The following is a 23,593-nucleotide window of genomic DNA, read 5'->3' on the forward strand; positions in this document are numbered from 1 at the left end:
CCTAGATTTACTCTTATTTCCAATTATTTTTTAGCATCAGTTTTGAAGTTGTCTGCTGGTTCATGAAAAAAATTTTTGTTATCGATACCAACGTCTTACTGCACGATCCGACTGCTATCTTTCGCTTTGAGGACAATGACATAGTCATCCCCATTGCGGTAATCGAAGAACTAGACAGTTTTAAAAAACAGTCACAAATGACAGGTAGGAATGCTAGAGAAGTTTCCCGTACTTTAGATGAGTTACGGGCTTACGGTAACTTAACCAAGGGGGTAAATCTCGACAATGGTGGTACTTTAAGAGTTGCTTTGGGCGATCGCGCCAGCTTAAAAAAATTACCTCCCGAACTCAATGGAGACTTAGCAGATAACTCAATTTTAGTAGTGGCTCTACAGTGCCAACAGCAGTGTCAGTGTCCCGTGGTAGTTATTAGTAAAGATACCAATATGCGAATTAAAGCTGATGCTGTGGGATTAAATGCTGCCGACTATGAAACCGATAAAGTAAACGTCAAAGAACTTTATACTGGAGCTTTAGAAATTTTAGTGGACGAAGTTACTATCGAGCGACTATTTCAAGAAGAAGCAGTTGTCATAGACCGGGAACTACTGCCCAATCAAGACGTGACCTTAGTTGATGCCGCCAATCCCGCCCACACCGCCTTAGCAATGGCAGTAGGTAATAGCAACATTCTGACTCCTCTAATTAAATTACCCAAGCTGGGAGTGTCGCGCATTCAACCCCGCAACCGCGAACAAAGATTCGCTCTCAATCTCTTACTGCAAGATACGATTCAGTTGGTAACCCTAGTAGGTACGGCAGGAACTGGCAAAACCTTACTGGCGATCGCTGCAGGACTGCAAAAAGTAGCCGATGAAAAAATTTATCATCGACTGTTAATATCGCGTCCCGTAGTGCCGATGGGACGCGATCTCGGCTATTTACCCGGAGACATTAATGAAAAGCTGACTCCTTGGATGCAGCCTCTTTATGACAATTTCGACTTGATTTTTGATACCAAAGACACCAAAGATAAGCCCGGACATTGGCGACGGGGACACGAAGAATTAATCGAACTGGGACTGCTTCAGATCGAACCTTTGACTTACATTCGGGGACGTACGATTCCCCATCAGTTTTTAATTATCGACGAAGCTCAAAACCTCACGCCCCATGAAGTAAAGACTATCATTACCCGTGCTGGTGAAGGTACCAAGATCGTTATGACTGGCGATCCCGATCAAATAGATAACCCCTATGTCGATGCGGCGAGTAATGGGCTGACCTACGTAGTAGAAAGATTCAAACACGAACCCCTAGCGGGTCATATTACTCTGTATAAAGGCGAACGCTCTAGTTTGGCAGAAAGAGCGGCAATTTTGCTATAGCCACTATTTTAGAACTTTTAATCGAACTAGAAATTGGTAAAACCAATAATTTACGTTGAAAGTATTAAAATTAATCCTATTGTCTATTTTTAAAACAAGTTTAAAATCAATCTTTATCGATGAGCAATAATTTAGAACGAGACATTCGTGAATTTTATGATGCCTCTAGCGGACTTTGGGAGCAAATTTGGGGCGAACATATGCATCATGGTTACTATGGCAGGGCTGGTAACTATAAAATCGATCGCCGTCAGGCACAAATTGACTTGATTGAGGAGTTGCTCATCTGGGCGGGTTGTCAGGATAAAGACTATGCACCCCAAAATATTATCGATGTGGGCTGTGGTATTGGCGGAAGTACCCTGTATCTAGTACAGAAGTTTGGCGCAAAAGCAACAGGACTTACTCTGTCTCCCGTACAGGCATCGAGAGCCACCGAAAGAGCGATCGCCATGGGATTGGAAGACAAAGTTCGCTTTCAGGTTGCTAATGCCTTAGATATACCGTTTGAAGATAATAGTTTCGATTTAGTTTGGTCGTTAGAAAGTGGCGAACATATGCCCGATAAGGTCAAATTTATGCGCGAATGCTATCGAGTGCTTCAGCCAGGAGGAAAATTAATTATGGCTACTTGGTGCCATCGCCAGACTAATTCGCTAGCAGGAGAATTAACTGCCGATGAAATCCAGCATCTTAACGAGATTTATCGAGTTTACTGCCTACCCTACGTAATTTCCCTGTCACAATATAGAGTGATCGCCCGAGACTGCGGCTTTCAAAATCTACGTGTCGATGATTGGTCGATGGCAGTCGCGCCTTTTTGGGATGTAGTCATTGGCTCGGCAATGGACTGGCAAGCGATTACCGGCACGCTCCGAGCGGGTTGTCAGACGGTTCGCGGAGCTTTATCTTTAAGTCTGATGAGTCGCGGTTACGAGCGAGGGCTGATTCGCTTTGGTTTAATTTGTGCTACTAAATAAATAGTATCAATAGTTACGCCATCAGCTTTATGGAAATTGCTTACGTACATTTTTATACTAGGGATGCTCGACGAACCAGCAACTGGTTCATTCGTAATCTAGGTTTTCAAGCAATCGCCAAAAGCACTAACGATCTCACTCACACCGAAGTTATCGGTAACAATACGGTATTGTTGTTGGTTTCTTCGCCGCTAAACTTTCGCAGTTCTGTTTATCGCTATCTTGAGGCTCATCCGCCTGGAGTAGCAGACTTGGCTTTTAAAGTTACCAATCTAGAAAGGATCTTTGCCAAAGCTATCGATTTCGGTGCAAAGATTTTGCAATTTCCTCAACGACAGGCAACGAGAAAGGGAACGGTAAAATTAGCCAAAATTGTCGGTTGGGATTCTTTGGAACATACCTTGATTGAAGATGCGGGAGATCGGTCAACTGAATTTTTATGGACAGATAGAGAATGGCAAGTTCAAACGGCGAGCACCCCTAACAGGGATTCTGGTATTACCGGTATCGATCACATCGTTTTAAATGTTGCTGCTGGAGAATTAGAACCAGCCGCCGCTTGGTATCGACATCTCTTCAGCTTACAAGTTCGTCAGAGTTTTAAAATTCAAACCGCTCGCTCTGGATTATACAGTCAGGCTTTGGTCGATCGCAGTGGCAAAGTACAGTTCAATCTCAACGAACCGACTTCTACCAATTCTCAGATTCAAGAATTTTTAGATTTTAATCATGGTAGTGGAATTCAACACCTAGCACTGCGCTGCAATAATCTCATTGACTCGGTCAACTATATGCGATCGCGTGAGGTTACTTTTTTACCTATACCACAGGCTTATTATCGGCAAGTTCGACAAAAGTTTGGCGAGCGAATTGCTCTTTCAGACAGAGAATGGCAAGCTATCGAAGCGGCAGAAATTTTAATCGATTGGCAGCGCGATCGTCCTATATCCCTACTGATGCAAATTTTTACGCAACCAATTTTCGAGCAACCCACTTTCTTTCTAGAGTTTATCGAGCGCAGACAGCAAGCTCGAGGGTTTGGAGAAGGCAATTTTCAAGCTCTGTTTGAAGCAGTAGAAAGAGAACAAATTAACCGATAAACTTGCTCTATATAACCTCAGTTTCAGTTAAACAGAAAAGAAAATCGAGCAACTAGCTAGATAATTAAACCCTATTATTTATATAGGAGTAATTTAAATAGATTGACCCCTGTATACCGAGCTTTTTAACTAAGCCAATTATCGCAATAAATACTGGACCAAACCAGGAAGTTTGATAACTTTATTTTAAGCGATAAACAAGATATATATTTACCCAAATAATTTACACAAACTTTTTATAATTCGCTTGAAGATATTTTAAAATAGCCACATAAACTGCGTCTACTTTGAAACCAGTAGTTTTTGATTTCTTTACTTTTAGGTCATCGGTACACCGCCGTTCAACGGCGGTGCCTGCGATAACCGCATTCCGCGGTTAGAGGGCAAGGGCAAGGGGGAAAGGGATCTGGCTAAAACTCCAGTTATCTATATGGACGCGGTCTGTATAAAACTTTTTAATCGATTTTTTAACTTAATGCTTGGAGTTTACTATTAGTAGGTTATCGAGCTTCTACTATTTTTTTAGCGAAAAAACTATTAAAAAGAGCGGTGCGAACAGGTAATAAATTGCTTAATGTTATTACTTTTATAAATCTATCGATGTTATTACTTTTAAGTACGACAATTCGGGTAAAATTGGATATTTATAAGGTATCGTGGGAGAATTGCTGTTTATGACCGCCTCTACCAGGCTCGATGGTGTTCTCAGTCCAGGTATTTACTTGGCTAACGGCGAATATCAGATTACCAAACCACTAGGTCAAGGAGGTTTTGGGATCACCTATCGGGGAATGGATACTAAGCTTAATCGACCTGTGGCGATTAAAGAGTTTTTTCCAGAAGGTTGTTGGCGAGAAGGCAGTTCCGTAGTCTCTGCGGGTAGGTGGAATATAGCCGCCTATAGTAGTGCCAAACAAAAATTTCTCCAAGAAGGTCAAACTCTCGGACAATTCAATCATTCCGGTATCGTTAAAGTTTTTCACTATTTTGAAGAAAATAATACTGCCTACATGGTGATGGAGTATTTACAGGGCAAAACTTTAATGGAGTTATTGATGTCACGGGGCGGGAAATTGGGAGAAACGGAAGCTCTTTTTTATATTGAAAAGGTAGGACAAGCATTAGAAATTCTGCATCAAGCACAATTTTTACATCGAGACATTAAACCGAGTAACATTATGTTGGCAGATGATGGCAGGATCGTGTTAATTGATTTTGGTGCAGCCAGAGATTTTACCAGCCATAACATTGAAAAATTTACCGCTATGGTAACCCCTGGTTATGCACCTTTAGAACAGTATGGCAGAGCCTTACAATACGGTGCATTTACCGATATCTATGCTTTAGGTGCAACTCTCTATCATCTGCTTACGGGTAGCATTCCCGTCTCTGCTGTAGAAAGAGCCGCAGGAGTCAAGTTAAAAAAAGTGCGTCAACTCAATCCTCAAATAAGTCTTCATGTTTCCCAAGCTGTTAGTAAAGCCATGGTCATGAATGTGGAACAGAGATCGCAGTCAGTTGGGGAATTTCTCGAGCTGCTCCATTTAGATTCTTCCAAACTACCTCAAAAGACTGAAAAAATTCATTTTTATCAGACTTTTCAAGATCCTTGGAGCGCATTTGAAACATCTAAGACAGCTGCAAGACTCGATTGGCATTCTTCTTATCAACAAGGCGATCGCTGGTTTTAGTGCGAGATTACATGAAATTAGAAGATATTAAAATTGCCATGCTAGGAACTTCTGGTGCGGGGAAAACCAGTTATTTACTCGGTATGTATGCGGTCATGCAGACAGGAGTACAGGGTTTTACTTTGGCGGCAAAAGACATGGATATGGACTTAGATTTGACCGAACGATGGGAACAATTAATCGCCATTAAGGGAGAAGACCGCTGGCCTGCTCCCAATGCGGCAGAAATGGAAAACTATTCATTTAACTTTAGCTATGGTTTTCGTCCGCTAATTGGATTTGAATGGTTGGACTATCGAGGTTTGGCACTAAGCGATCGCTCTAGCGAGACTGATGTTAAAGAATTGAGCGAATATCTGACTCAGTGCCAATGTCTGTTTTTGTGCGTATCGGGAGAACATCTAGTAGATAAAATTACCCCAACTACGGTACGAGAGATGAAAAGCGATCGCATGAATCAATTTATTCAGCAATACGTCAGCCGCGATTTTCAGCCGACATACAACCGTCCTTTTCCGATCGCGATTGTGATTACTAAATACGATCTCTGTCAACATCGCGAAAAACAAGAAATAATTGCAGACATCAAAAAGTTATTTCAAGCTTTATTTACTCCCAAATCAAGCTGGCTAGTGATGATTTGCCCGGTCAGTTTGGGTAAAGAACTAGGTAACGATCCTCATAATGGTGATATCGTACCGGTTAATGTTCACCTTCCCATAGTATTTGCGGTTTACGCCCAACTAAGAAAATGGGGGATCGAACTCAAAGAGACTCGCGATCGCATAGAACAAACGATTGAAGAGATGAAAAAAACTAATGCTCTCTGGCAATTGCTTAATAGTCAAGAAATAAAAACTAAAACCTCGGAATTACAGGATTGCCAAACTCAGATTGCTACGATAGAAGAAAATATGAAACTACTATCAGGAGAACTTCAGCAAGTTTCGCTATTCTTTAGTGGTGACGAGGTCACTGCCGATGTCTGAACAGCAATGGGCGGCGATTGTTTACGGACGTAGCTATCAGCTTGATTTTCGCTTTATTGCCCTTCCCGAAGACTTTAGGGAACGAGAAATAACTTGGGCATCAAAATATATATTTGCCACCACTCGTAAAGCGAAAAAACTATCAACTTATCCTCGCTGGTCGCTATTTAAAAATGAATCTCACTGTGTGGTTGGCGTTACCTGCATGGTACGGGAATTAATAAGTAGTCTAAATCCAGATTTGACCGCAATACAGAGTAAAGATAATCGTGGTCGTCCGCTTTATATTTTTGTGGGTTATGTAACTCGAATAACTAACTCACAGTGTCCATTAATTTTACCTGCTTATACGGGCGATCGGCTACGAGACTTTGCCAATCTCTATCGATACGTTGGTCAGGTTTGGACGGTTGAGGATTATCATCAAAATAGCAAAAAACCTCTAATTACTAATTATCGAACGATTGGCTTTTCAGCAACAAAATTTAAATCCAATCTCACTGCAAAAGCGCTCGAGCAATTAAATCACGAGCAAAAATATCCCGACCGGGTTTTTCTGTGGCAGAATAATCTTCAAAATAATCTTCAATTATGGTTGGCAGCAGCCCATTGTCCATACCCCGTGTCTTTATGTTTGAATATTAATAGCAAACAATATTTTGCTAATAGTCCGTTCTTAAATCAAACTCTGTCCGAGTTAGAAAGTTTCACTATTAGAAAAAGAGTTATTGCCCCTCAGAGCCAATCTCTAAACTCTAAAGTATTACCGCGATCGCTTTCAACCACGGTCGCCAACAAAGTCAAAAACGATCTTGAAATTACTATTCACCACGCCAATCATGCCGCTACTCTAGGAAAAGAATTGGTGGAAAATTTTACCGACTGGACGAAAGCCGAGCCAGTAAAACAAGATTTTCCTGACTCGGAAACAAAAGCACGAGATAACTTCGGGTTTAAATCTAAAGAATCCAACCTAGATAATTCAGATTGGTTTTAGTTGCTTTAAAATTGCCAACGACAGCTTCGATCCCACTTAAAATTGCTAGGAGATCGGAAAAACCTTAACTCAAACTGCGAATTGCTTCGAGTAATCCCTTAGCCTTATTGAGAGTTTCCTCGTATTCAATTTCGGGTACGGAGTCAGCGACTAAACCGGCACCTGCTTGCACGGAAACCAAGCACTGATTTTCTTGGTAAGGACGAACCACCATCGTACGAATGGTAATGGCGGTGTTGAGCTGTCCTTCAAAATCGTAGTAACCATAAACTCCAGAATAAGGTCCGCGTCTTTCTGGCTCTAACTCGTGGATAATTTCCATCGCTCTAATTTTAGGTGCACCGCTAACCGTTCCTGCCGGGAAACAGGCTTTAAGTAAATCCCAGGCGGTTTTAGTTGATTCTAACTCGCCCACTACATTACTAACAATGTGCATTACGTGAGAATAGCGTTCGATGAGCATCATTTCATCGACGGTAACGCTACCATTGACACAGACCCTACCTAAATCGTTGCGTCCTAAATCTACTAACATGATATGTTCGGCAATTTCTTTAGGATCTTGTAATAAATCTCTAGCTAAAGCTCGATCTTCGGCGATGGTTTTGCCTCGGGGACGAGTTCCCGCAATTGGTCTGAGGGTAGCTTCGATTGCTCCAGTAGGGATTTTTTTTTCGGCTTTGACCATGACTTCTGGCGAAGAACCGATTAGCTGCCAGTCGCCAAATTGATAGTAACTCATAAACGGGGAAGGATTGATCGTGCGCAGGGAGCGATACAAATCAAAAGGATGGCCTTTGTAAAGAGTGGATAATCTCTGAGAGAGTACGACTTGAAAAATATCTCCAGCGCGGATATAGTCTTTGGCTTTGGTGACATTAGCACAGAATCGCTGGCGGTCGGTATTAGTAGTATAAATAACGTTGCGATCGCTAGCCTCCGTTCCTCGCCATTCGAGAGATTTGGCTTCTACGGGTAAGGGTAACTGTAATTTTAAAATTAACTTATTGACGCGAGCGCAGGCGATTTGATAGGCTCGCTCGTAGTCTGTATCGGGGACGCGCAGGTCGGCATAGGCGATCGCCCAAATTTTGCGTTTTACCTGATCGAAAACGATTAAATTGTCTACTTGCATCCATACCCCATCGGGTAAGTCATCGTCAGTAGCAGGATAGACTGGAACTCTAGGTTCGATCCAACGTATGAGTTCGTATCCCCAAACTCCAAACAGTCCACCAATACCAGGAGGTAACTGAGGTAATTTTACGGGTTGAATCGATTCGAGGCAGCTAGCTAAAATTTCTAGAGGGTTGTCTGTAAAGCGGTTGACCTTGCCATTGCGATAAGTCTGAAAGGTAGTTTCCCCTCTAGCTTCTAATACCCAAACGGGATCGCAACCGAGGAAGCTGTAGCGTCCGAGTTTTTCTCCTCCTTCTACCGACTCGAGGAGAAAGCTGTAGGGTTGCCCCGCACAAACTTTATACCAGGCTGAGACTGGAGTTTCCAAGTCTGCTACCAACTCTTGGTATACAGGAATAAAGTTACCTTGTTGCGATAATTGAGAAAACAGAGTTAAATCGGGAAAGATCATTCAACGAGGTCGAGAATAAAAATACTAAAAAACACTAATTGATTGGGAAATTTAGCACAGATTACTTTGCCATGACACGGACAAAGCCTACTGCCATCGACAAAGAAACCGCAACGTAATTGTCGCTGGAGAAGAAAGAAAAAATTAGCCGTCATTGCAGCTAATTTTTCCGTCTATTCTCTTCCTATAGTTTTGCCTATTTCTGTGTTACACGTCGTAAGGTGCTTTACCAGAAAACTTCAAAGTAGATGGTTGAGGATTTTTACCAATGCTGCGGTCTATTTTACCATTATATTCTCTTCCCTCATTGACTTTTTCGGGAAAAACGCCATCGGCAGGATGTAAATATTGCATTTCGCCGTTAGGAAAAATACGATAGATTTTGTAATCTTGAATTTTAGGTTTGAAGTTAGTTCTCAACTGCGCACCTAAAGCTAAACATTGTTCTTTGCGTGCTAAATATAGCAGGTTTTCACCTTCATGCATGGTTGCCGCGCCACCGGTGGGCATTTCAAACACCTGTTCTTTAGGGCTGGTCCAGGTAATCGCATATCTTTCCTCGACAAATGCACTAGTGAGTAAGCCACCAGTACTGCCGCCAAATTTAGGTGTTTGACCTGAAAGACTAGTTTGTAGTTGTTCTGCCATTTTAAAAAAGCCTCATAAAAGGTATTTACGGCATCCTATCACTGAGTCATTGGCAATTTTCTGAGTTGTCAAGAACTGTAACAGTTTTCTAGTTTTCTCAGATTGCTCTTTTGAGCTTTATGTAAAAAAATTATCTCTTTTTGCGACGTTTTGGGGATCTTTTCGAGGGGGAATTAGTAGATGGTGCTTGTTTATTCACAAAATTACTGGTTTTATCTGCAATAGGAATCGTAAAGTGAAATTCACTACCTTGGTTTTTACCTAGTGATTCCGCCCAAATTTTGCCTCCCCAATTTTGGACGACTTGACGACAAATAGCCAGTCCCAAACCAGTACCTCCCGTACTACGGCGTAAAGCACCTTCTTCCTGATAAAAGCGATCGAACACGTTTTCCAAACGTTTGGGTTCGATACCTCTTCCTGTATCGGAGATGGTAACTTCTAAATTGCTGCTACCATTACTTTTAACTTTGATGGTAATCGTGCCCTCGGCGTCGGTAAATTTGCAGGCGTTGTCTAACAATTTGGCTAAGACTTCTACTAGCCACTCGCCATCGGTTTGTACGAGGGGTAAATTTGTTGAAGCGAGATTGTTAATTTCTGGCAAGGCGCGATCGCTATTGCGGGCTTTGACATTGCTAATTGCTAATTCAATACATTCAACTATGGATAGAGTTTCTAGATTCCATTCTACTCTTCCACTTTCCAAGCGAGATAGGGTCAAAAAATCTTGGACTAAATTACGTAACCGTTCAGCATCTTCTAAGGCAGTGTCGAGCATTACCTGACGTAGTTCGGGCTCCATATCTGGTTCTGCTGCTAAACTTTCTAAACAGACTTGAATAGTAGATAAAGGGGTACGCAATTCGTGTCCTGTGATCGCAACCAAATTGGAACGAGTACGGTCTAAAGCTTCAAGTTGTTCGTTAAGATCTTCTAAATTGGCATATGCTTCTGCCTGAATTAGAGCTATGCCCACTTGTGTGGCGATCGCATCTACTAAGGAGAGGTCTTCTTCCTTCCAGACGACGGGGCTGCTGTAACAATGGTGTAACTCAATGGCTCCTAAGAGCCGCTCTTGGTAGAAAATAGGAACTAACACCCAGGAAACAATCTCGTAATTTTCGACGACGTTTTGGATGAACTCTCCCGTTCCTCGTTCCCATGCTTGCTGCGTCAAGCGAATATCCTCTCGGGTATTATCGACACTGACCGTTTTGCGCTTAGCGATCGCTTCTTCAAACAAAGGATTATTCTTTAACTGCCAAATTTTTCCCTGAATCGATTTAATCCCTTGGTTGACAAATTCGTGCTCGATCCTCGCTACGTTGTCCGTTTCCCGACAGCGATAGATAATACACCGACAAATTGCCAATTCTTCGCCTAACTTTTGTACCGCTACCTCCAAAATTTCTGACGTATCGAGCGAACGCCTGACGGCATCGATTACCGAATTGAGCAACCGCTCTTTTTGCTGTTTGGCGGCGAGAGATTTGTTAGCTTTGAGTAATTTGTACTGTCCAGCCTGAAGATAAGTTACCAATCTTTGTACGAAAGGATCGGGGTTGGTGATGGGAGAATCAGACACCAGACCAGTCTTGGCTGTTGTTAGCTCCTCTGTAGGCGCTGAGAGATACAGTCGATAGGCAAGGTCGATTTTTGCCTGAAGTTCGGGGCGATAAGTCGCAATGCGATCGAGTAGAATTGAAGCTGCTTTGATACTAACTTGGCGGTCGAACGTCCAAATACCTTCAAAACGTCGTTCGCTATCGATTAATGAATCGGAGGTTTGTTCGTCATTAGATGCAGTTTTTTCATGACAGATTAAACAGGCTGTATAGCGATCGCCGATAATTACCAGATGCCATTCTGCGGCTAAAGCATCTGTCGGTTCGAAAGCAATAGTTTCATAAACATCGGAACAATTCTTGAATTCTGCTTCTGGTGCTGCTAACACGTATACTTGGTCGGATTTACTAGCGATCCGCCGATAGCGGTGAGCTTCTTGACGATAAAAGCGTTCTCGCTGAAAACTGGCAATTATGAGCGGTGCATCTGAATCTGTTAACACCAAATCTTCCATGGCGTGAGATAAGGCAGTTAGAGATGACTTAAAATACATTTGCGGTCGACAGCGATCGCACCATTGCAGCAGTTGAGCTACTACAGAGTTAGAAATGCCCATTTATAAATCTTCAATCAATAAACTCGCGCATTTTGATGACGAAAATTTCTCGCCAGGGTCATTTGCTAATCGATAGCTTTGACCATCAAACTATCTAGCAGCCTTCCCTAAAAACATCCTATCAAGTAACTTGCTCTTGAGAGTTCGGAAAAACTTTTCTTGCTCTCGAACTCAATCGCTCAATATTTTGACCGCGATCGCCTCGAAGCTAACTAAGCCTTAAAATTTATCTTGTCTATATTGTCGAGATTTTATTTAGTCGCTCCCATTGGTAATGCGATCGCTCCATTGTCTAGATTGAATTCATCGATGTTAGCATCGATTGAGATCGAAATGTGGATCAATCCTATTTACTCTCATTATTAGAATATGCTGATTCGACAACTCGAACGACCCGTTAGTTTACTGTGCAGACTGGGCATTTTAGGAGTTACATTACTATCGATTCTCGGACTCAACGGCTAGATTCACTATCTGGAACTACTGTTCCACTTCCAAATGCAGTATTTTGCAGTGTTTAGTCATCCAGACTAGTTTTATTCCCAGCCTATTTCTTTAATTGCCACTAATCCTACTACCTCTAATTGCCGACTTAAAATTAATTAAAGCTTATTTTGCCAACAGGTAACTTTACGACCGAACTCAAAACTCAAAAGTCAATTTAAGTCTCAGATACTTCAGCGCAAAACATAACATGACGGGGAACGACCAATTTTTAATCCTAATTGCGAATGTGCTGCAATCTGGGGTCTGTTGTAACCTTTAGTCGATCTCTAACTTAAGTATAATTAAATACCCCCAAGGGAATTTGAATCCCTGTCGCCTCCGTGAAAGGGAGGTGTCCTAGGCCACTAGACGATGGGGGCTGGAAGTCTAATTGTCTGGTCAAAAAACCAGCAACGTTTTTAAGTGTAGCTATTAATTAAATATCTGTCAACTTTAGATTAAATTTAACGAATGCCCCGTTGCCACTGTTTGAAACGCTGTTGAGCGACTGGATCGAGAGTATTGAATAAAAGTCGCCCTGACGATCGCTTTGAGGTTTGTTTTTTCTTGCTGGTTTGGCTAACTGCTTTTGCTACTTCTCCTGCTAACACTCTAGCCGAACGCCACTCTGCACCATAGCCGACTGCAGTTAACTGCTGGGCGCGATCACTAGTCGCGACGATCAATCTCGAACACGATTGGCGATCTTGAGTTTTTTCAAACACAGCGCAATACTTTTCGATATAGGTATCGGCAGTCTCGGCAAAAGCTGTATAGTGAACCGATAACAAAGAACTATATTCCTCACTAGTGCGGGGGTTTCTTTGATAGTGAGCGTCGAAGACTATTTTAGTTCGGTAGGCAACTGTCGCAGCATAGTTAATCAAATATTCGATCAATTGCTGGCGAGCCACCTCCAATCCGTCGCGATCGCGGCTTCTTTTTAAATCTGGCCAATGACCGATAATGTTATAGCCATCTACCAGCAGTAGTGCCTGATAAGGTGAGGAAAGCATTTTAATTGAATGTTACGAACGGGGCATTTTGTTTGTTGTTACTATTTTAAGCAAAATCCTTAACAAAAATTTAAAGTAATTGCTTAGTTTTTCGCCATTAAACGCTGTTTGAGAAGTTGCGGTTCTCCCCGAGCGACAACTTTGCCTCCCTCTAATAAAAATGCTCCGTCACAATAATTTAGTTCTTCCAAACGGTGAGTCACCCATAAGGCAGTTAACTCACGATTTTCCACCAAACTCCTAACTTGTTTGACTAGTTCTAGTTGAGTGTCGGGATCTAAAAGAGCAGTAGGCTCGTCAAATAAAATAACTTTACAGTGACGGGCGATTGCTCCGGCAATGGCGATCCGCTGCTTTTGTCCGCCACTCAAAGCATAAATCGGTCGTCGTTCTAGACCTTGTAAGTTAACCGCACTGAGAGCTTCTTTAACGCGCTCGCGTACTTGAGCCAAAGATAAATTTTCTTTAACCAGACCAAAAGCAATATCTGCGCCTACTGTCGGCATGACTAGTTGATGATCGGGATTTTGAAACACAAAACCTATGGGCGAACCAACAGTAATCGTTCCCGAATCAGCACTCAACAAATTAGCTATTAATCTCAGTAGAGTTGATTTCCCACTGCCATTATTACCCAGCAACATCCAAAACTGCCCTTCAGGAACTTGCAAAGAGCAGGAATTGAGTATGGCAGCATCAGCAGACCAACTAAAATAAAGTTCTCGTACGTCAATAGCCAGAGACTCGACCGAATTCGATTTTACCGGCTGGTTCATTCTTGAATCGCAGCAAAGAAACCCGGTACTCGACCTTCTGCCATACTGCCCGACTTTTTATTAATACTTACCGCGCAAATGCGATCGGTTTTAATCGTGACTTTTTTACTTTCTTCTTTCTCGCAGGTAAGCTCGAATAATTCTAGATCCTCAGAGTGCATCGCCTTAAGTAGCTCTTGGTATAGAGCTTCGGCAGCTTCAGCTTCTTTGCGCTGTACTGACACTGGCAAAGGGATATCTTGCAAAATTACGTCAATGGTAAACATGAACTCTCTTCATAAAATTTCATTTCAATAGTTAGATTATCTTCTAGATTTGCCCAAATCCCAACCTATCTATTGATAGCTCTCAGCCAAATTTTAGTATGATTTAAGATTTTCCCTGGAAATAATTAAAAATTTCTTATAATATGTACGATATAAAGAAAAGTAAATTTTTCTCACAATTAGCCTACTAAATTATTTATTGCCGCTCGAGCAAATTAAGTAGCAAGGCTGTAATAATTTTAAACATAGTAGTTAAATATTCGGAGATTAGAAAATATGACAATAGCAGTAGGACGCGCGCCAGCGTCGCGAGGATGGTTCGACATCATCGACGACTGGCTCAAGCGCGATCGCTTCGTGTTCATTGGCTGGTCGGGAATCTTGCTCTTCCCCTGCGCCTACATGGCACTAGGAGGCTGGCTCACCGGTACCACCTTCGTAACTTCCTGGTATACCCACGGCTTAGCCAGTTCCTATCTCGAAGGCTGTAACTTTCTGACCGTAGCCGTATCCACCCCAGCAGACAGTATGGGACACTCCCTACTCTTTCTCTGGGGACCAGAAGCCAACTGGGACTTCGCCCGTTGGTGTCAAATCGGCGGCTTGTGGACATTTACCGCGCTGCACGGCGCCTTCGGACTGATCGGCTTCATGTTGCGTCAGTTTGAAATATCCCGTCTGGTAGGAATCAGACCCTACAACGCCATCGCCTTTAGTGCGCCGATAGCCGTATTCGTCTCGGTGTTCTTACTCTATCCCCTGGGGCAATCGAGCTGGTTTTTCGCACCCAGCTTTGGAGTAGCGGGAATCTTCCGCTTTATCCTATTCGTCCAAGGATTCCACAACTTCACCCTCAACCCCTTCCACATGATGGGAGTAGCGGGGGTCTTAGGAGGAGCACTATTATGTGCGATTCACGGTGCCACGGTAGAAAACACCCTGTTTGAAGACGGAGATGGCTCCAATACCTTCCGAGCCTTCGAGCCGACCCAATCAGAAGAAACCTACAGTATGGTGACAGCCAACCGCTTCTGGTCGCAGATCTTCGGCATCGCCTTTTCCAACAAACGCTGGCTACACTTCTTCATGTTGTTCGTACCGGTAACGGGATTGTGGATGGCGAGCATCGGCATCATCGGCATTGCCCTCAACCTGAGAGCCTATGACTTTGTCTCTCAAGAGTTGAGAGCGGCAGAAGACCCAGAATTTGAAACTTTCTACACCAAAAACATCCTGCTCAACGAAGGTCTCAGAGCATGGATGGCAAAACAAGACCAACCACATCAACGATTTGAATTCCCAGAGGAGGTACTACCACGCGGTAACGCTCTCTAAAAGTCGGAGTTCATCACGACATAATTTAGTTTAATTAGGCTACTAGCCCCTCTTATTGAAAGAGAGGGGCTTATTTGTTCGATGGAAACTAGTCCTAGGTTGCACGACCAAAGCTGCTCTGGGTGACGATTGCTATAGTTAGATACTTGAATACCCCTAGTTTTGGTAAGATGAAACCAAAATTTATTATTAATCAACATATAAAACAGGATAAATAGTTAGTCGTGCCAAAGCCAAAAGCCGGCATTATTTACAACGATATCAAACCTATAGCTTGTAAAGTTGCTTCAGAAATTCAAGCTAAACTTACCGAACGTGGATGGGAAGCACTTATGGCAACTGGGGCGGGAGGTATACTCGAGTATTCTGGTCCTGGTAGTCCAATCTGCCATACTCGAATCGAACAGTTAACACCACCAAACTTCGATCGCAGTTTAGCTTTCGCTATCGTCTTGGGCGGTGACGGAACTGTTTTATCTGCTTTTCGACAACTGGCTCCTTGCGGCATTCCACTTTTGACCGTTAATACTGGACATATGGGGTTTTTGACCGAAACCTATCTCAATAATTTACCACAGGCATTAGAAAAGCTACTCGAGCAAGATTACGAGATCGAGGAGCGGACGATGCTAGCAGTCAGAGTATATCGCCATGAGGCTTTGCTGTGGGAAGCTTTGAGCTTAAACGAAATGGTCTTGCATCGCGAGCCTTTAACCAGTATGTGTCATTTTGAAATTCAAATTGGCAGTCATGCTCCCGTAGATATTGCCGCCGATGGGATTATTGTTTCTACTCCTACAGGTTCTACAGCCTATTCTCTCAGTGCAGGTGGAGCGGTGGTAACTCCAGAAGTTCCCGTGCTACAATTAGCACCAATTTGCCCTCATTCTCTAGCATCTCGTACTCTAGTATTTAGCGATCGCGACTCAGTTAATCTGTTTCCTGCTACTCCCTATCGAATGGTAATGGTAGTAGATGGTAATGGAGGCTGTTATATCTTGCCCCACGACCGCATTAACATTGAAAAATCAGTTTACAAAGCCCGTTTTATTCGCTTGCGACCGCCGGAATTTTTTCGCATTCTTAGAGAAAAACTGGGTTGGGGTTTACCTCATATTGCCAAGCCAACTTCAGTGGAACTTCCCTAGTCCGGGAGCGGTCAGAGCAAAATGTTTAGTGTAAAGAGAATTTTGATATGGTAACTAGCAAGATGGCAACCGATGCTAATTCAGCTATTTTATTGCTAACAGATAATATATTTGCTCGACAGGCAAGCCTAGATTTACAAGCCGCAGGCTACTCTACCACAGTCGACAGAGTAGAGAAGGGTTGGCAGCAATTGAGCGAGCTGAGTCCAGCTATGGTAGTTTTAGATAAATCTTGGACTGGCAAATTGGGTTTGAACTTTTGCCATCAGTTGAGAAGTTCGGGTAACCGCATTCCTATATTAATGTTGATAGACAAAGAGACAGTAGAAGAACGTGTAGCCTGTTTGGAAGCGGGAGCAGACGACTATTTATTAAAACCCTACAAAAAAGAAGCATTACTAAAGCTAATTTATCTCTATTTACAGCCAGTAGTTGACGTTAGAGAACAACTTCGTTTTGGCAAATTAATTTTAGATTTGGCGACACGACAAGCAATTATCAATGGTATTGCGATCGATCTAACAATGAAAGAGTTTGAATTGCTGAAATATTTGATGTCTAATCCTGGTAAAGTGCTAACTAGAGATGAAATTATTGAAAATGTCTGGGGTTACGATTATCGAGGCGAATCAAACGTAATTGAAGTTTATATTCGATATCTACGACTCAAAATTGAAACTAAAGAGCAAAAAAGATTAATTCAAACTGTTAGGGGAGTGGGTTACGTACTGAGAGAATCATAAATACCCCGACCACGAGTGCCGTTTAAATCGATTAAATATATGAATTTAAAAATTGGTTTGGGGATTTTATTATTAATTTCAATCTCAAGTTGTTATAATATCTCATCGCTTACTGCCAGTTTAAAGCACATTGATGGCTCGCGACGGCGAGACTCCCTCGCCATGTCCAATCGCTATGTTGCTAGTGCTTCTGAATCTAATCTCGAGGGTCAAATGCTAGAAATCTCCGCTCGAGCTAAAATTGCCGGCGAAGTTGTAAACTTAGAAGTTGCTAGAACTCCCCAACAGCAAGCAATAGGCTTGATGTTTCGTCAATCTCTTCCCAGCGATCGCGGAATGTTATTTCCTTTTGAGTCGCCGCGAGTTGCTCGTTTCTGGATGAAAAATGTAGCAATTCCCCTGGATATGATTTTTATCAAGGATGGCAAAGTTGTAGACATTGCAGTAAATGTTCCTCCTTGTCAGAATGAACCCTGTCCGACTTATGGTCCCGATACTTTGGTGAATGGAGTAATCGAATTGAAAGGTGGCAGAACTGAGGAATTAGGATTGAAAAGTGGAGATAGTCTTGAAATTGAATGGTTCGAGCTTCAATAATCCAACTCGACGTGCTTGCTGAGAGTTTTTCCGTGAGTTTGCGGAACGAGCTCTATTTGCTTAGCAAACCTAAAATTTAGACTAACTATACGAAGAAACCCTCCCGCCAAGCCTCCTCAAAACGCCACGGTAGTAGCGATTAGCAACTAACAAAATTATTCTCCACAATTATTGGGAAATAGTATACACTGTCACAAATTATTTCCCCGTATGAATACGGAGACGACGAGTCATCAGCGATCGAATTTAAAGAGTATATCAGTTGACAGAGTGGAAAACCGCTCAAAAAGTATTATGTTTTTTATATAAAATTATGTAAATTTACTTAAAGTTTTATGCCATGGCAAAGATTCATATATATTCATAATCGACTAAAAATAAATTAAATAAGTATGTTTGATGGCAATTGTCACTAACGACTTTAACTATTGGTGATTTTAGTCACTGGCAATCAGTAGTTTTTCTCAAACAATAGTTAAAACTGCATTTATTCAGAAATTAGAACCATATCTTATTAATAGACAATTAATAGACAATCCACTCCATCTGCAAATCAAACGGTAATAGTTTTTACAGGGCGACTTAAATGAAACCTACTATATATGCTAAATTTATCAAATTTTTGACTGAGGAATTAGCTTTATCTACCGATTCGATCGAGGTAGTAAAGCGTACTGTAGAGCAAAATCATGCTCCCATACCTATGATTTTATGGCAATATGGCTTAGTTACCTTGGAAGAGCTAGACCGTATTTATGATTGGTTAGAAGGCAAAGCTAGAACCGATACTAGTTATTAAGCTAAAAATTCTAGTTCGTACGACGAACATATGCGATCGGACATAATGGAAATCGAGCCTTGCAAAAATTGAGAAGGTTTGAAATATTGCAATATATTGTTGCCAAAATCGAATGCTGGACTTAGTTAGTTTGGGCTTAATAGAGTTAATCGATATTTTGAGCAGTCCGACTCCTTTAGAGCCTTTACCTTCTATAGCTTGGGAAAAAACGGCTATATTTAATTTACCTTTGAATGGTCGTAGTGCCCTCGTCGATCGCACGATTGAAGCTTACCTAAAAAGTTTGGCAGAGGGAGGCAGCGAGCTCGAACGACAAGGACTTTGGCTACAAACGGATTGGGAAAAAATAGCCGACAATCAAGGCACTGTTCCGGTGACTGCAGCTTCTCTAACTAAAATTGCCACGATGCTAGCTGCTTTAGATAAATGGGGGGCAAATCATCAGTTTGAAACCAAAATTTATGCTACGGGTGCGCTAGATCGGGGAACTTTAGCAGGAGATTTAATTATTGAAGGGGATGGAGATCCCTTTTTGGTTTGGGAAGAAGCGATCGCTTTAGGAAACGCTCTCAACGATCTAGGTATTAACGAAGTAGCAGGAAATCTGATAGTTACGAACAGTTTTTATCTAAATTATGAGTCTAATTCTCAAACTGCAGGAGAATTACTCCAACAAGCTTTAAATAGCCGTCTTTGGACTGATGAAGTTACTCGACAATATCTTACCCTGCCCGATGGCACACCACGCCCCCAATTGGAGATGGCGGGTAAAGTAAAACTAAAGCGGCAAATTCCTGATTTTTCCCGACTATTATTACGCCATCAATCTCTGCCTCTAAAAGAAATTCTCAAGCAGATGAATATCTACAGTAATAACAACATGGCGCAAATCTTAGCAGATTCGGCAGGAGGTGCCAGCCAAGTAGCTCGGGATGCAGCACGCTTAGCAAGAGTGCCTCAAACAGAAATTCAGTTAACTAATGGCTCTGGGTTGGGAGTTGACAATCGAATTTCTCCCCGCGCCGTTTGTCAGATGCTAAGCGCGATCGCTCGTAATTTAGAGTCTGATGCCTTAAGTTTAAGCGATGTTTTTCCTGTTGCCGGTAGAGATTTAGCAGGAACGATAGCTAACCGCAACCTACCTCGAGGTACGAGTCTTAAAACTGGCACTCTAGCCAGAGTAAGTGCTCTAGCAGGAGTCATTCCCACCAGCGATCGCGGTTCGATTTGGTTTGCTATTATCAATCAAGGCGATCGCCTCGAAGATTTTCGCGCCTCTCAAGATCGATTGCTACAAAACTTGGTACAGTATTGGCAACTAGAGCGAGAAGCACCCCAAGTTACTTATAGTGACTGGTACTTAGGAGATCCCGGCCGTAATTCATACGGTTTTGACTAGAGAAGCAGAAAGAGCATTTTTACAGCAGTTTTCGCTTGGGTAGTCCACATCTCGATCTGAAGCAGGAAGCAGAAGAATAAAAGTCGATCGGTCATGTTTTATTTAACTGAAAAGCCCAGTAAGTGGCGACTAGTTAGTACTTAGTAAGTTTTACCCAACTAACCACTAACCACGATTCACTATCTAATATTTTTTGCCTTTTGGCTTCTTTGCCTTACATTCTCTCTAAAACCTCAATTCCCAGTAAAGATAAACCTAATTTCAGAGTGCGAGCGGTTAAATCTGCCAGTAACAGACGAGAAGTAAGTTGCGGTTCTGACGAGTTTAAAATTGGGCAATTTTCGTAGAATTTATTAAACTTTTGGCTGAGTTCGAATAAATACTGACAGATTCGATTGGGTAGTAAATTTGCTTCTACTTCCTTAATAACTTCTTCAAATTGTAAAAGATGTTTGGCAAGTACTAATTCTGCTTCCTCTGTCAAAACAATTTGGCGCTCGCTTTCTAACTGTTGAAAGTTAATATTGCCTTTACGACTAATCCCTTGAGGTCTGACATAAGCATAAAGCAAATATGGTGCGGTATTGCCTTTGAGATCGAGCATTTTATCGTAGTCGAATTTATAATCGGAAGTGCGATTTTGACTGAGATCGGCATATTTGACCGCACTTATGCCTACTGTTTGGGAAACTCGACTGATAAATTCTTCAGATTCGGTTCTTTGTTCTTCTTTTAATCTGGTTTCTAAATCCTTACGGGCGCGGTTAATTGCTTCTGCCAATAATTCTTTTAATTTTATAGTCTCTCCGGAGCGGGTTTTTAATTTTTTACCCTCTTTTCCCAATACCAAACCAAAGGGTACGTGAACTGCTTCTACTGTTTCTGGTAAAATTCCCGCTTTCCTCGCTACTTGAAAAACTGCAGCAAAATGACTGGCTTGTCCGGCATCGGTAACATAGATAATGCGATCTGCCCCATCTTCTTTGATGCGATATTTTAAAGCAGCTAAATCGGTAGTGGCATAGTTAAAACCCCCATCGGATTTTTGTACGATTAGAGGCAAGGGATCGCCGTCTTTGTTGGTAAATCCTTCTAGAAAAACACACTTAGCACCCTCGCTTTCTTCGAGTAAATTTTCTGCCTCTAATCGAGCGACTATATCTGGCAGTAAAGGATTATAAAAAGATTCCCCTCGTTCGATGATTTTGATATCTAATAAGTCGTAAATAAACTGAAATTCGCGGCGTGACTGATCGCAAATTAGCTGCCAGGCATGACGACTATCTTCGGCACCAGCCTGTAATTTAACTACCTCTTGTCTGGCTGTTTCTTTAAATTCTGGATCTCGATCGAAACGTACTTTGGCTTTTTTATATAGCGACACCAAATCTCCGATTTCTAAAGCATCTGCAGTAGTCAAAGCTTCGGGATAAGTCTCTCTGAGATAGGCAATTAGCATCCCAAACTGAGTTCCCCAGTCACCCACATGATTGAGACGTAATACTCGATGTCCTCGAAATTCTAAAATACGAGCGATCGCATCGCCGATAATCGTCGAGCGCAAGTGTCCGACGTGCATTTCTTTGGCAATATTGGGACTAGAGAAGTCTACCACCACATTCTGGGGCGATACTGGCTCGATCCCCAGGCGATTGCTGCTTTGAATCTCGCTTAACCGTTCGGCGAGATAGCTAGGCTTAACGGTAAAGTTAATAAAACCAGCACCAGCGATGGTAGGGGTTTCGCAGATAGTATCTGCATTCAAACAATCGATTATCGACTGAGCAATTTCTCTCGGCGACTGCTTGAGTTTTTTAGCCAGAGACAAAGCTACATTAGATTGATAATCGCCAAATTTGGGATTACTGGCAGGGGTAACCAAAGGATCGGTGTCGGCGAATTTCGACCCAAAAGCGGCGACTAAAGCTCCACTGACCGAATTTTTAAGCTGTTTTAGTATGGATGTCATGGTATCGAGGACGGGGAATTGAGATGCTTACTATAAATAAATATAGATAATTAATCTAGCGCATCCAAACCATCGAGGCGATCGCAACGGCAGCAATTTTCGTTAATACTTAATCTGTAAATAACTCACCACGCATTACGGTAACTGCTCGTCCGCCTAGAATAACGCGCTCGCCACCACTATATTTAACTTTGACTAAACCACCACGACTAGAGGCTTGATAGGCTAAAAATTCATCTTTACCCATGCGAGCGCGCCAAAAGGGAGCCAGACAACAATGAGCCGCACCAGTAACGGGATCTTCATCGATGCCCAAACCAGGAGCAAAAAAGCGCGAGATAAAATCATATTCCGAATTAGCTTCTGCTACGCTGGTGACGATGACGTTAGATATTGACAAGGTTTTAAGTAAAGCCAAATTGGGCTGTAAATTCCTCACTAAATCTGGCGATTCGACTTCTACTAAATAGCCGAGATAATTGGTCAAAGTTGTTTTGATAGGGATTTCTAAGGCTTTAGCTAACTCTGGTGGCGTTGCTACTGCTTGAGAAGGATTGGCGGGAAAATCTAGCTCGATCCAGTTGTTTCGGTAATTAGCAGTCAACAAACCACTTTTAGTATAAAAATCGATTGGGCGATCGCGCTTGTGATGAGCTTCAGTCCAAATTACGTGTGCGCTAGCCAAAGTTGTATGACCACATAAAGAGACTTCGGTCGTGGGAGTAAACCAACGCAGATGATAACCATCTCCCTCGGGACTTAAAAAGGCGGTTTCTGAGAGGTTCATTTCTCTGGCAACTAATTGCATCCACTCTTCAGGAACAGAGCAAGGTAAAATACAGACTGCGGCGGGATTTCCCCTAAAAGCGCGATCGCTAAAGGCATCGACTTGAATAATTGGTTGTTTCATTTAAAGTTTATTTATTAAATATTACATTACGAATAATCGCTCGATAGTAAATAATTGAAATCGACTCAATTGTTATAAAATTAAGCTATTACTAAAAAAAGAACTACTTGCGTTAGCACCAACGGCAAAATTCCAACCGGGTCCACAACAAAACTTGAGACTTTTAAATTATAAGTTGGCACGTAACAAATATAATAGAAACGAATAAATCCATACTCACATACTAATTACATAAATAAATCGTGAAACCCAACAACACTTCCTGTATATTTTCCTTTTTAGGATTGAGCTTAGCAACCAGCCCTTTTATTTTTAGCCTATTAGTCTTAAGAATTTTATTCGACATGCTTACAGATTTAGGCAAAACTAGCGAAGAGTTATTTCGCTCAGAGCGTCTGCCAATACTACATTTTTCCGAACTAAATCGCAATTAAAAAAGCAAACGGTAGTCAAAATAACTGTTTGACGAATGAAAAAAAGTAAGTCTTAAAATATTCAACCAGAGATTACTATCATGTCATATGGAAAAGTAGTCTCTGGGCATTAGTTATTAATGCCTAAATTTCTAACTTGTGGTTGT

At 42.0% G+C, this 23,593-nt stretch carries 22 protein-coding genes and 1 tRNA gene; 13 read left to right on the top strand and 10 right to left on the bottom strand.

From position 1 onward, the window contains the following. Positions 1 to 62: 62 nt before the first annotated feature. From ACLFKQ_RS16640 to ACLFKQ_RS16665, 6 genes are all read left to right on the top strand, one after another. Positions 63 to 1,388 carry a PhoH family protein gene (locus ACLFKQ_RS16640; protein ID WP_449000887.1) on the top strand — a complete coding sequence of 442 codons (1,326 nt, stop codon included), beginning with the start codon at positions 63 to 65 and terminating at the stop codon, positions 1,386 to 1,388. Positions 1,389 to 1,507: 119 nt separating this feature from the next. Then, positions 1,508 to 2,368, top strand: coding sequence for a methyltransferase domain-containing protein (locus ACLFKQ_RS16645; protein WP_449000888.1), 861 nt, complete (start codon positions 1,508 to 1,510; stop codon positions 2,366 to 2,368). A gap of 29 nt (positions 2,369 to 2,397) precedes the next feature. Next, a complete protein-coding gene (hppD, locus tag ACLFKQ_RS16650; RefSeq protein ID WP_449000889.1) occupies positions 2,398 to 3,468 on the top strand; it encodes a 4-hydroxyphenylpyruvate dioxygenase in 1,071 nt (356 codons plus the stop codon). A gap of 674 nt (positions 3,469 to 4,142) precedes the next feature. Beyond that, positions 4,143 to 5,159 carry a serine/threonine protein kinase gene (locus ACLFKQ_RS16655; RefSeq protein WP_449000890.1) on the top strand — a complete coding sequence of 339 codons (1,017 nt, stop codon included), beginning with the start codon at positions 4,143 to 4,145 and terminating at the stop codon, positions 5,157 to 5,159. An 11-nt stretch (positions 5,160 to 5,170) separates the two neighbouring features. Continuing rightward, a complete protein-coding gene (locus tag ACLFKQ_RS16660) occupies positions 5,171 to 6,148 on the top strand; it encodes a hypothetical protein (RefSeq protein ID WP_449000891.1) in 978 nt (325 codons plus the stop codon). After that, positions 6,141 to 7,145 (top strand): hypothetical protein, encoded by a 1,005-nt coding sequence (locus ACLFKQ_RS16665; protein ID WP_449000892.1) that lies wholly within the window; start codon positions 6,141 to 6,143, stop codon positions 7,143 to 7,145. The genes ACLFKQ_RS16660 and ACLFKQ_RS16665 overlap by 8 nt, the downstream gene beginning before the upstream one ends. 64 nt (positions 7,146 to 7,209) lie before the next feature. Here the strand turns inward: ACLFKQ_RS16665 and trpE are convergent, their stop codons facing one another. From trpE to ACLFKQ_RS16705, 8 genes are all read right to left on the bottom strand, one after another. Next, positions 7,210 to 8,736, bottom strand: coding sequence for an anthranilate synthase component I (trpE, locus tag ACLFKQ_RS16670; RefSeq protein WP_449000893.1), 1,527 nt, complete (start codon positions 8,734 to 8,736; stop codon positions 7,210 to 7,212). Next, positions 8,733 to 8,891: a hypothetical protein gene (locus ACLFKQ_RS16675; protein WP_449000894.1), complete on the bottom strand. Its 159-nt coding sequence runs from the start codon at positions 8,889 to 8,891 to the stop codon at positions 8,733 to 8,735. Before ACLFKQ_RS16675 ends, trpE begins: the two co-directional genes overlap by 4 nt. A 52-nt stretch (positions 8,892 to 8,943) precedes the next feature. Continuing rightward, positions 8,944 to 9,384: a photosystem I reaction center subunit II gene (gene psaD, locus ACLFKQ_RS16680; RefSeq protein WP_449000895.1), complete on the bottom strand. Its 441-nt coding sequence runs from the start codon at positions 9,382 to 9,384 to the stop codon at positions 8,944 to 8,946. A gap of 130 nt (positions 9,385 to 9,514) precedes the next feature. Continuing rightward, positions 9,515 to 11,569 (bottom strand): DICT sensory domain-containing protein, encoded by a 2,055-nt coding sequence (locus ACLFKQ_RS16685; protein ID WP_449000896.1) that lies wholly within the window; start codon positions 11,567 to 11,569, stop codon positions 9,515 to 9,517. Positions 11,570 to 12,362: 793 nt separating this feature from the next. Continuing rightward, a tRNA-Glu gene (locus ACLFKQ_RS16690) sits at positions 12,363 to 12,435 on the bottom strand. 84 nt (positions 12,436 to 12,519) lie between these two features. Further along, positions 12,520 to 13,071: an NYN domain-containing protein gene (locus ACLFKQ_RS16695; protein WP_449000897.1), complete on the bottom strand. Its 552-nt coding sequence runs from the start codon at positions 13,069 to 13,071 to the stop codon at positions 12,520 to 12,522. An 83-nt stretch (positions 13,072 to 13,154) separates the two neighbouring features. Beyond that, positions 13,155 to 13,847: an energy-coupling factor ABC transporter ATP-binding protein gene (locus ACLFKQ_RS16700; protein WP_449000898.1), complete on the bottom strand. Its 693-nt coding sequence runs from the start codon at positions 13,845 to 13,847 to the stop codon at positions 13,155 to 13,157. Next, on the bottom strand, positions 13,844 to 14,113 hold the full coding sequence (locus ACLFKQ_RS16705; RefSeq protein WP_449000899.1) for a hypothetical protein: 270 nt from the start codon (positions 14,111 to 14,113) through the stop codon (positions 13,844 to 13,846). The genes ACLFKQ_RS16700 and ACLFKQ_RS16705 overlap by 4 nt, the downstream gene beginning before the upstream one ends. 276 nt (positions 14,114 to 14,389) lie before the next feature. Between ACLFKQ_RS16705 and psbD the strand changes: the two genes are divergently transcribed. The 6 genes from psbD to ACLFKQ_RS16735 all read left to right on the top strand — a co-directional run bounded on the left by psbD (position 14,390) and on the right by ACLFKQ_RS16735 (position 20,134). Beyond that, positions 14,390 to 15,448 carry a photosystem II D2 protein (photosystem q(a) protein) gene (psbD, locus tag ACLFKQ_RS16710; protein WP_449000900.1) on the top strand — a complete coding sequence of 353 codons (1,059 nt, stop codon included), beginning with the start codon at positions 14,390 to 14,392 and terminating at the stop codon, positions 15,446 to 15,448. A 224-nt stretch (positions 15,449 to 15,672) separates the two neighbouring features. Then, positions 15,673 to 16,596 (top strand): NAD(+) kinase, encoded by a 924-nt coding sequence (locus ACLFKQ_RS16715; protein ID WP_449000901.1) that lies wholly within the window; start codon positions 15,673 to 15,675, stop codon positions 16,594 to 16,596. 47 nt (positions 16,597 to 16,643) lie between these two features. Continuing rightward, positions 16,644 to 17,339, top strand: coding sequence for a response regulator transcription factor NblR (gene nblR / locus ACLFKQ_RS16720; protein WP_449000902.1), 696 nt, complete (start codon positions 16,644 to 16,646; stop codon positions 17,337 to 17,339). A 162-nt stretch (positions 17,340 to 17,501) separates the two neighbouring features. Further along, positions 17,502 to 17,936, top strand: coding sequence for a DUF192 domain-containing protein (locus ACLFKQ_RS16725; RefSeq protein ID WP_449001053.1), 435 nt, complete (start codon positions 17,502 to 17,504; stop codon positions 17,934 to 17,936). Between the two features lie 586 nt (positions 17,937 to 18,522). Continuing rightward, positions 18,523 to 18,735, top strand: a complete 213-nt coding sequence (locus tag ACLFKQ_RS16730) for a DUF2949 domain-containing protein (protein ID WP_449000903.1) — start codon at positions 18,523 to 18,525, stop codon at positions 18,733 to 18,735. A 112-nt stretch (positions 18,736 to 18,847) separates the two neighbouring features. Further along, positions 18,848 to 20,134, top strand: coding sequence for a D-alanyl-D-alanine carboxypeptidase (locus ACLFKQ_RS16735; protein ID WP_449000904.1), 1,287 nt, complete (start codon positions 18,848 to 18,850; stop codon positions 20,132 to 20,134). Between the two features lie 214 nt (positions 20,135 to 20,348). Here the strand turns inward: ACLFKQ_RS16735 and argS are convergent, their stop codons facing one another. Further along, on the bottom strand, positions 20,349 to 22,103 hold the full coding sequence (argS, locus tag ACLFKQ_RS16740) for an arginine--tRNA ligase (RefSeq protein ID WP_449000905.1): 1,755 nt from the start codon (positions 22,101 to 22,103) through the stop codon (positions 20,349 to 20,351). Between the two features lie 109 nt (positions 22,104 to 22,212). Further along, complete coding sequence (locus ACLFKQ_RS16745; protein WP_449000906.1) at positions 22,213 to 23,013, bottom strand: PhzF family phenazine biosynthesis protein; 801 nt, start codon at positions 23,011 to 23,013, stop codon at positions 22,213 to 22,215. Positions 23,014 to 23,255: 242 nt separating this feature from the next. Between ACLFKQ_RS16745 and ACLFKQ_RS16750 the strand changes: the two genes are divergently transcribed. Next, positions 23,256 to 23,447 carry a hypothetical protein gene (locus tag ACLFKQ_RS16750; protein ID WP_449000907.1) on the top strand — a complete coding sequence of 64 codons (192 nt, stop codon included), beginning with the start codon at positions 23,256 to 23,258 and terminating at the stop codon, positions 23,445 to 23,447. The last annotated feature ends 146 nt before the right edge of the window (positions 23,448 to 23,593 follow it).

The organism is Myxosarcina sp. GI1(2024) (genome assembly GCF_053543375.1).

Excerpts from the sequence above, each read along its gene's own strand:
- ACLFKQ_RS16640 (WP_449000887.1), top strand. The coding sequence starts at position 63 with ATGAAAAAAATTTTTGTTATCGATACCAACGTCTTACTGCACGATCCG.
- ACLFKQ_RS16645 (WP_449000888.1), top strand. The coding sequence starts at position 1,508 with ATGAGCAATAATTTAGAACGAGACATTCGTGAATTTTATGATGCCTCT.
- hppD (WP_449000889.1), top strand. The coding sequence starts at position 2,398 with ATGGAAATTGCTTACGTACATTTTTATACTAGGGATGCTCGACGAACC.
- ACLFKQ_RS16655 (WP_449000890.1), top strand. The coding sequence starts at position 4,143 with ATGACCGCCTCTACCAGGCTCGATGGTGTTCTCAGTCCAGGTATTTAC.
- ACLFKQ_RS16660 (WP_449000891.1), top strand. The coding sequence starts at position 5,171 with ATGAAATTAGAAGATATTAAAATTGCCATGCTAGGAACTTCTGGTGCG.
- ACLFKQ_RS16665 (WP_449000892.1), top strand. The coding sequence starts at position 6,141 with ATGTCTGAACAGCAATGGGCGGCGATTGTTTACGGACGTAGCTATCAG.
- trpE (WP_449000893.1), bottom strand. The coding sequence starts at position 8,736 with ATGATCTTTCCCGATTTAACTCTGTTTTCTCAATTATCGCAACAAGGT.
- ACLFKQ_RS16675 (WP_449000894.1), bottom strand. The coding sequence starts at position 8,891 with ATGACGGCTAATTTTTTCTTTCTTCTCCAGCGACAATTACGTTGCGGT.
- psaD (WP_449000895.1), bottom strand. The coding sequence starts at position 9,384 with ATGGCAGAACAACTACAAACTAGTCTTTCAGGTCAAACACCTAAATTT.
- ACLFKQ_RS16685 (WP_449000896.1), bottom strand. The coding sequence starts at position 11,569 with ATGGGCATTTCTAACTCTGTAGTAGCTCAACTGCTGCAATGGTGCGAT.
- ACLFKQ_RS16695 (WP_449000897.1), bottom strand. The coding sequence starts at position 13,071 with ATGCTTTCCTCACCTTATCAGGCACTACTGCTGGTAGATGGCTATAAC.
- ACLFKQ_RS16700 (WP_449000898.1), bottom strand. The coding sequence starts at position 13,847 with ATGAACCAGCCGGTAAAATCGAATTCGGTCGAGTCTCTGGCTATTGAC.
- ACLFKQ_RS16705 (WP_449000899.1), bottom strand. The coding sequence starts at position 14,113 with ATGTTTACCATTGACGTAATTTTGCAAGATATCCCTTTGCCAGTGTCA.
- psbD (WP_449000900.1), top strand. The coding sequence starts at position 14,390 with ATGACAATAGCAGTAGGACGCGCGCCAGCGTCGCGAGGATGGTTCGAC.
- nblR (WP_449000902.1), top strand. The coding sequence starts at position 16,644 with ATGGTAACTAGCAAGATGGCAACCGATGCTAATTCAGCTATTTTATTG.
- ACLFKQ_RS16725 (WP_449001053.1), top strand. The coding sequence starts at position 17,502 with ATGTCCAATCGCTATGTTGCTAGTGCTTCTGAATCTAATCTCGAGGGT.
- ACLFKQ_RS16730 (WP_449000903.1), top strand. The coding sequence starts at position 18,523 with ATGAAACCTACTATATATGCTAAATTTATCAAATTTTTGACTGAGGAA.
- ACLFKQ_RS16735 (WP_449000904.1), top strand. The coding sequence starts at position 18,848 with ATGCTGGACTTAGTTAGTTTGGGCTTAATAGAGTTAATCGATATTTTG.
- argS (WP_449000905.1), bottom strand. The coding sequence starts at position 22,103 with ATGACATCCATACTAAAACAGCTTAAAAATTCGGTCAGTGGAGCTTTA.
- ACLFKQ_RS16745 (WP_449000906.1), bottom strand. The coding sequence starts at position 23,013 with ATGAAACAACCAATTATTCAAGTCGATGCCTTTAGCGATCGCGCTTTT.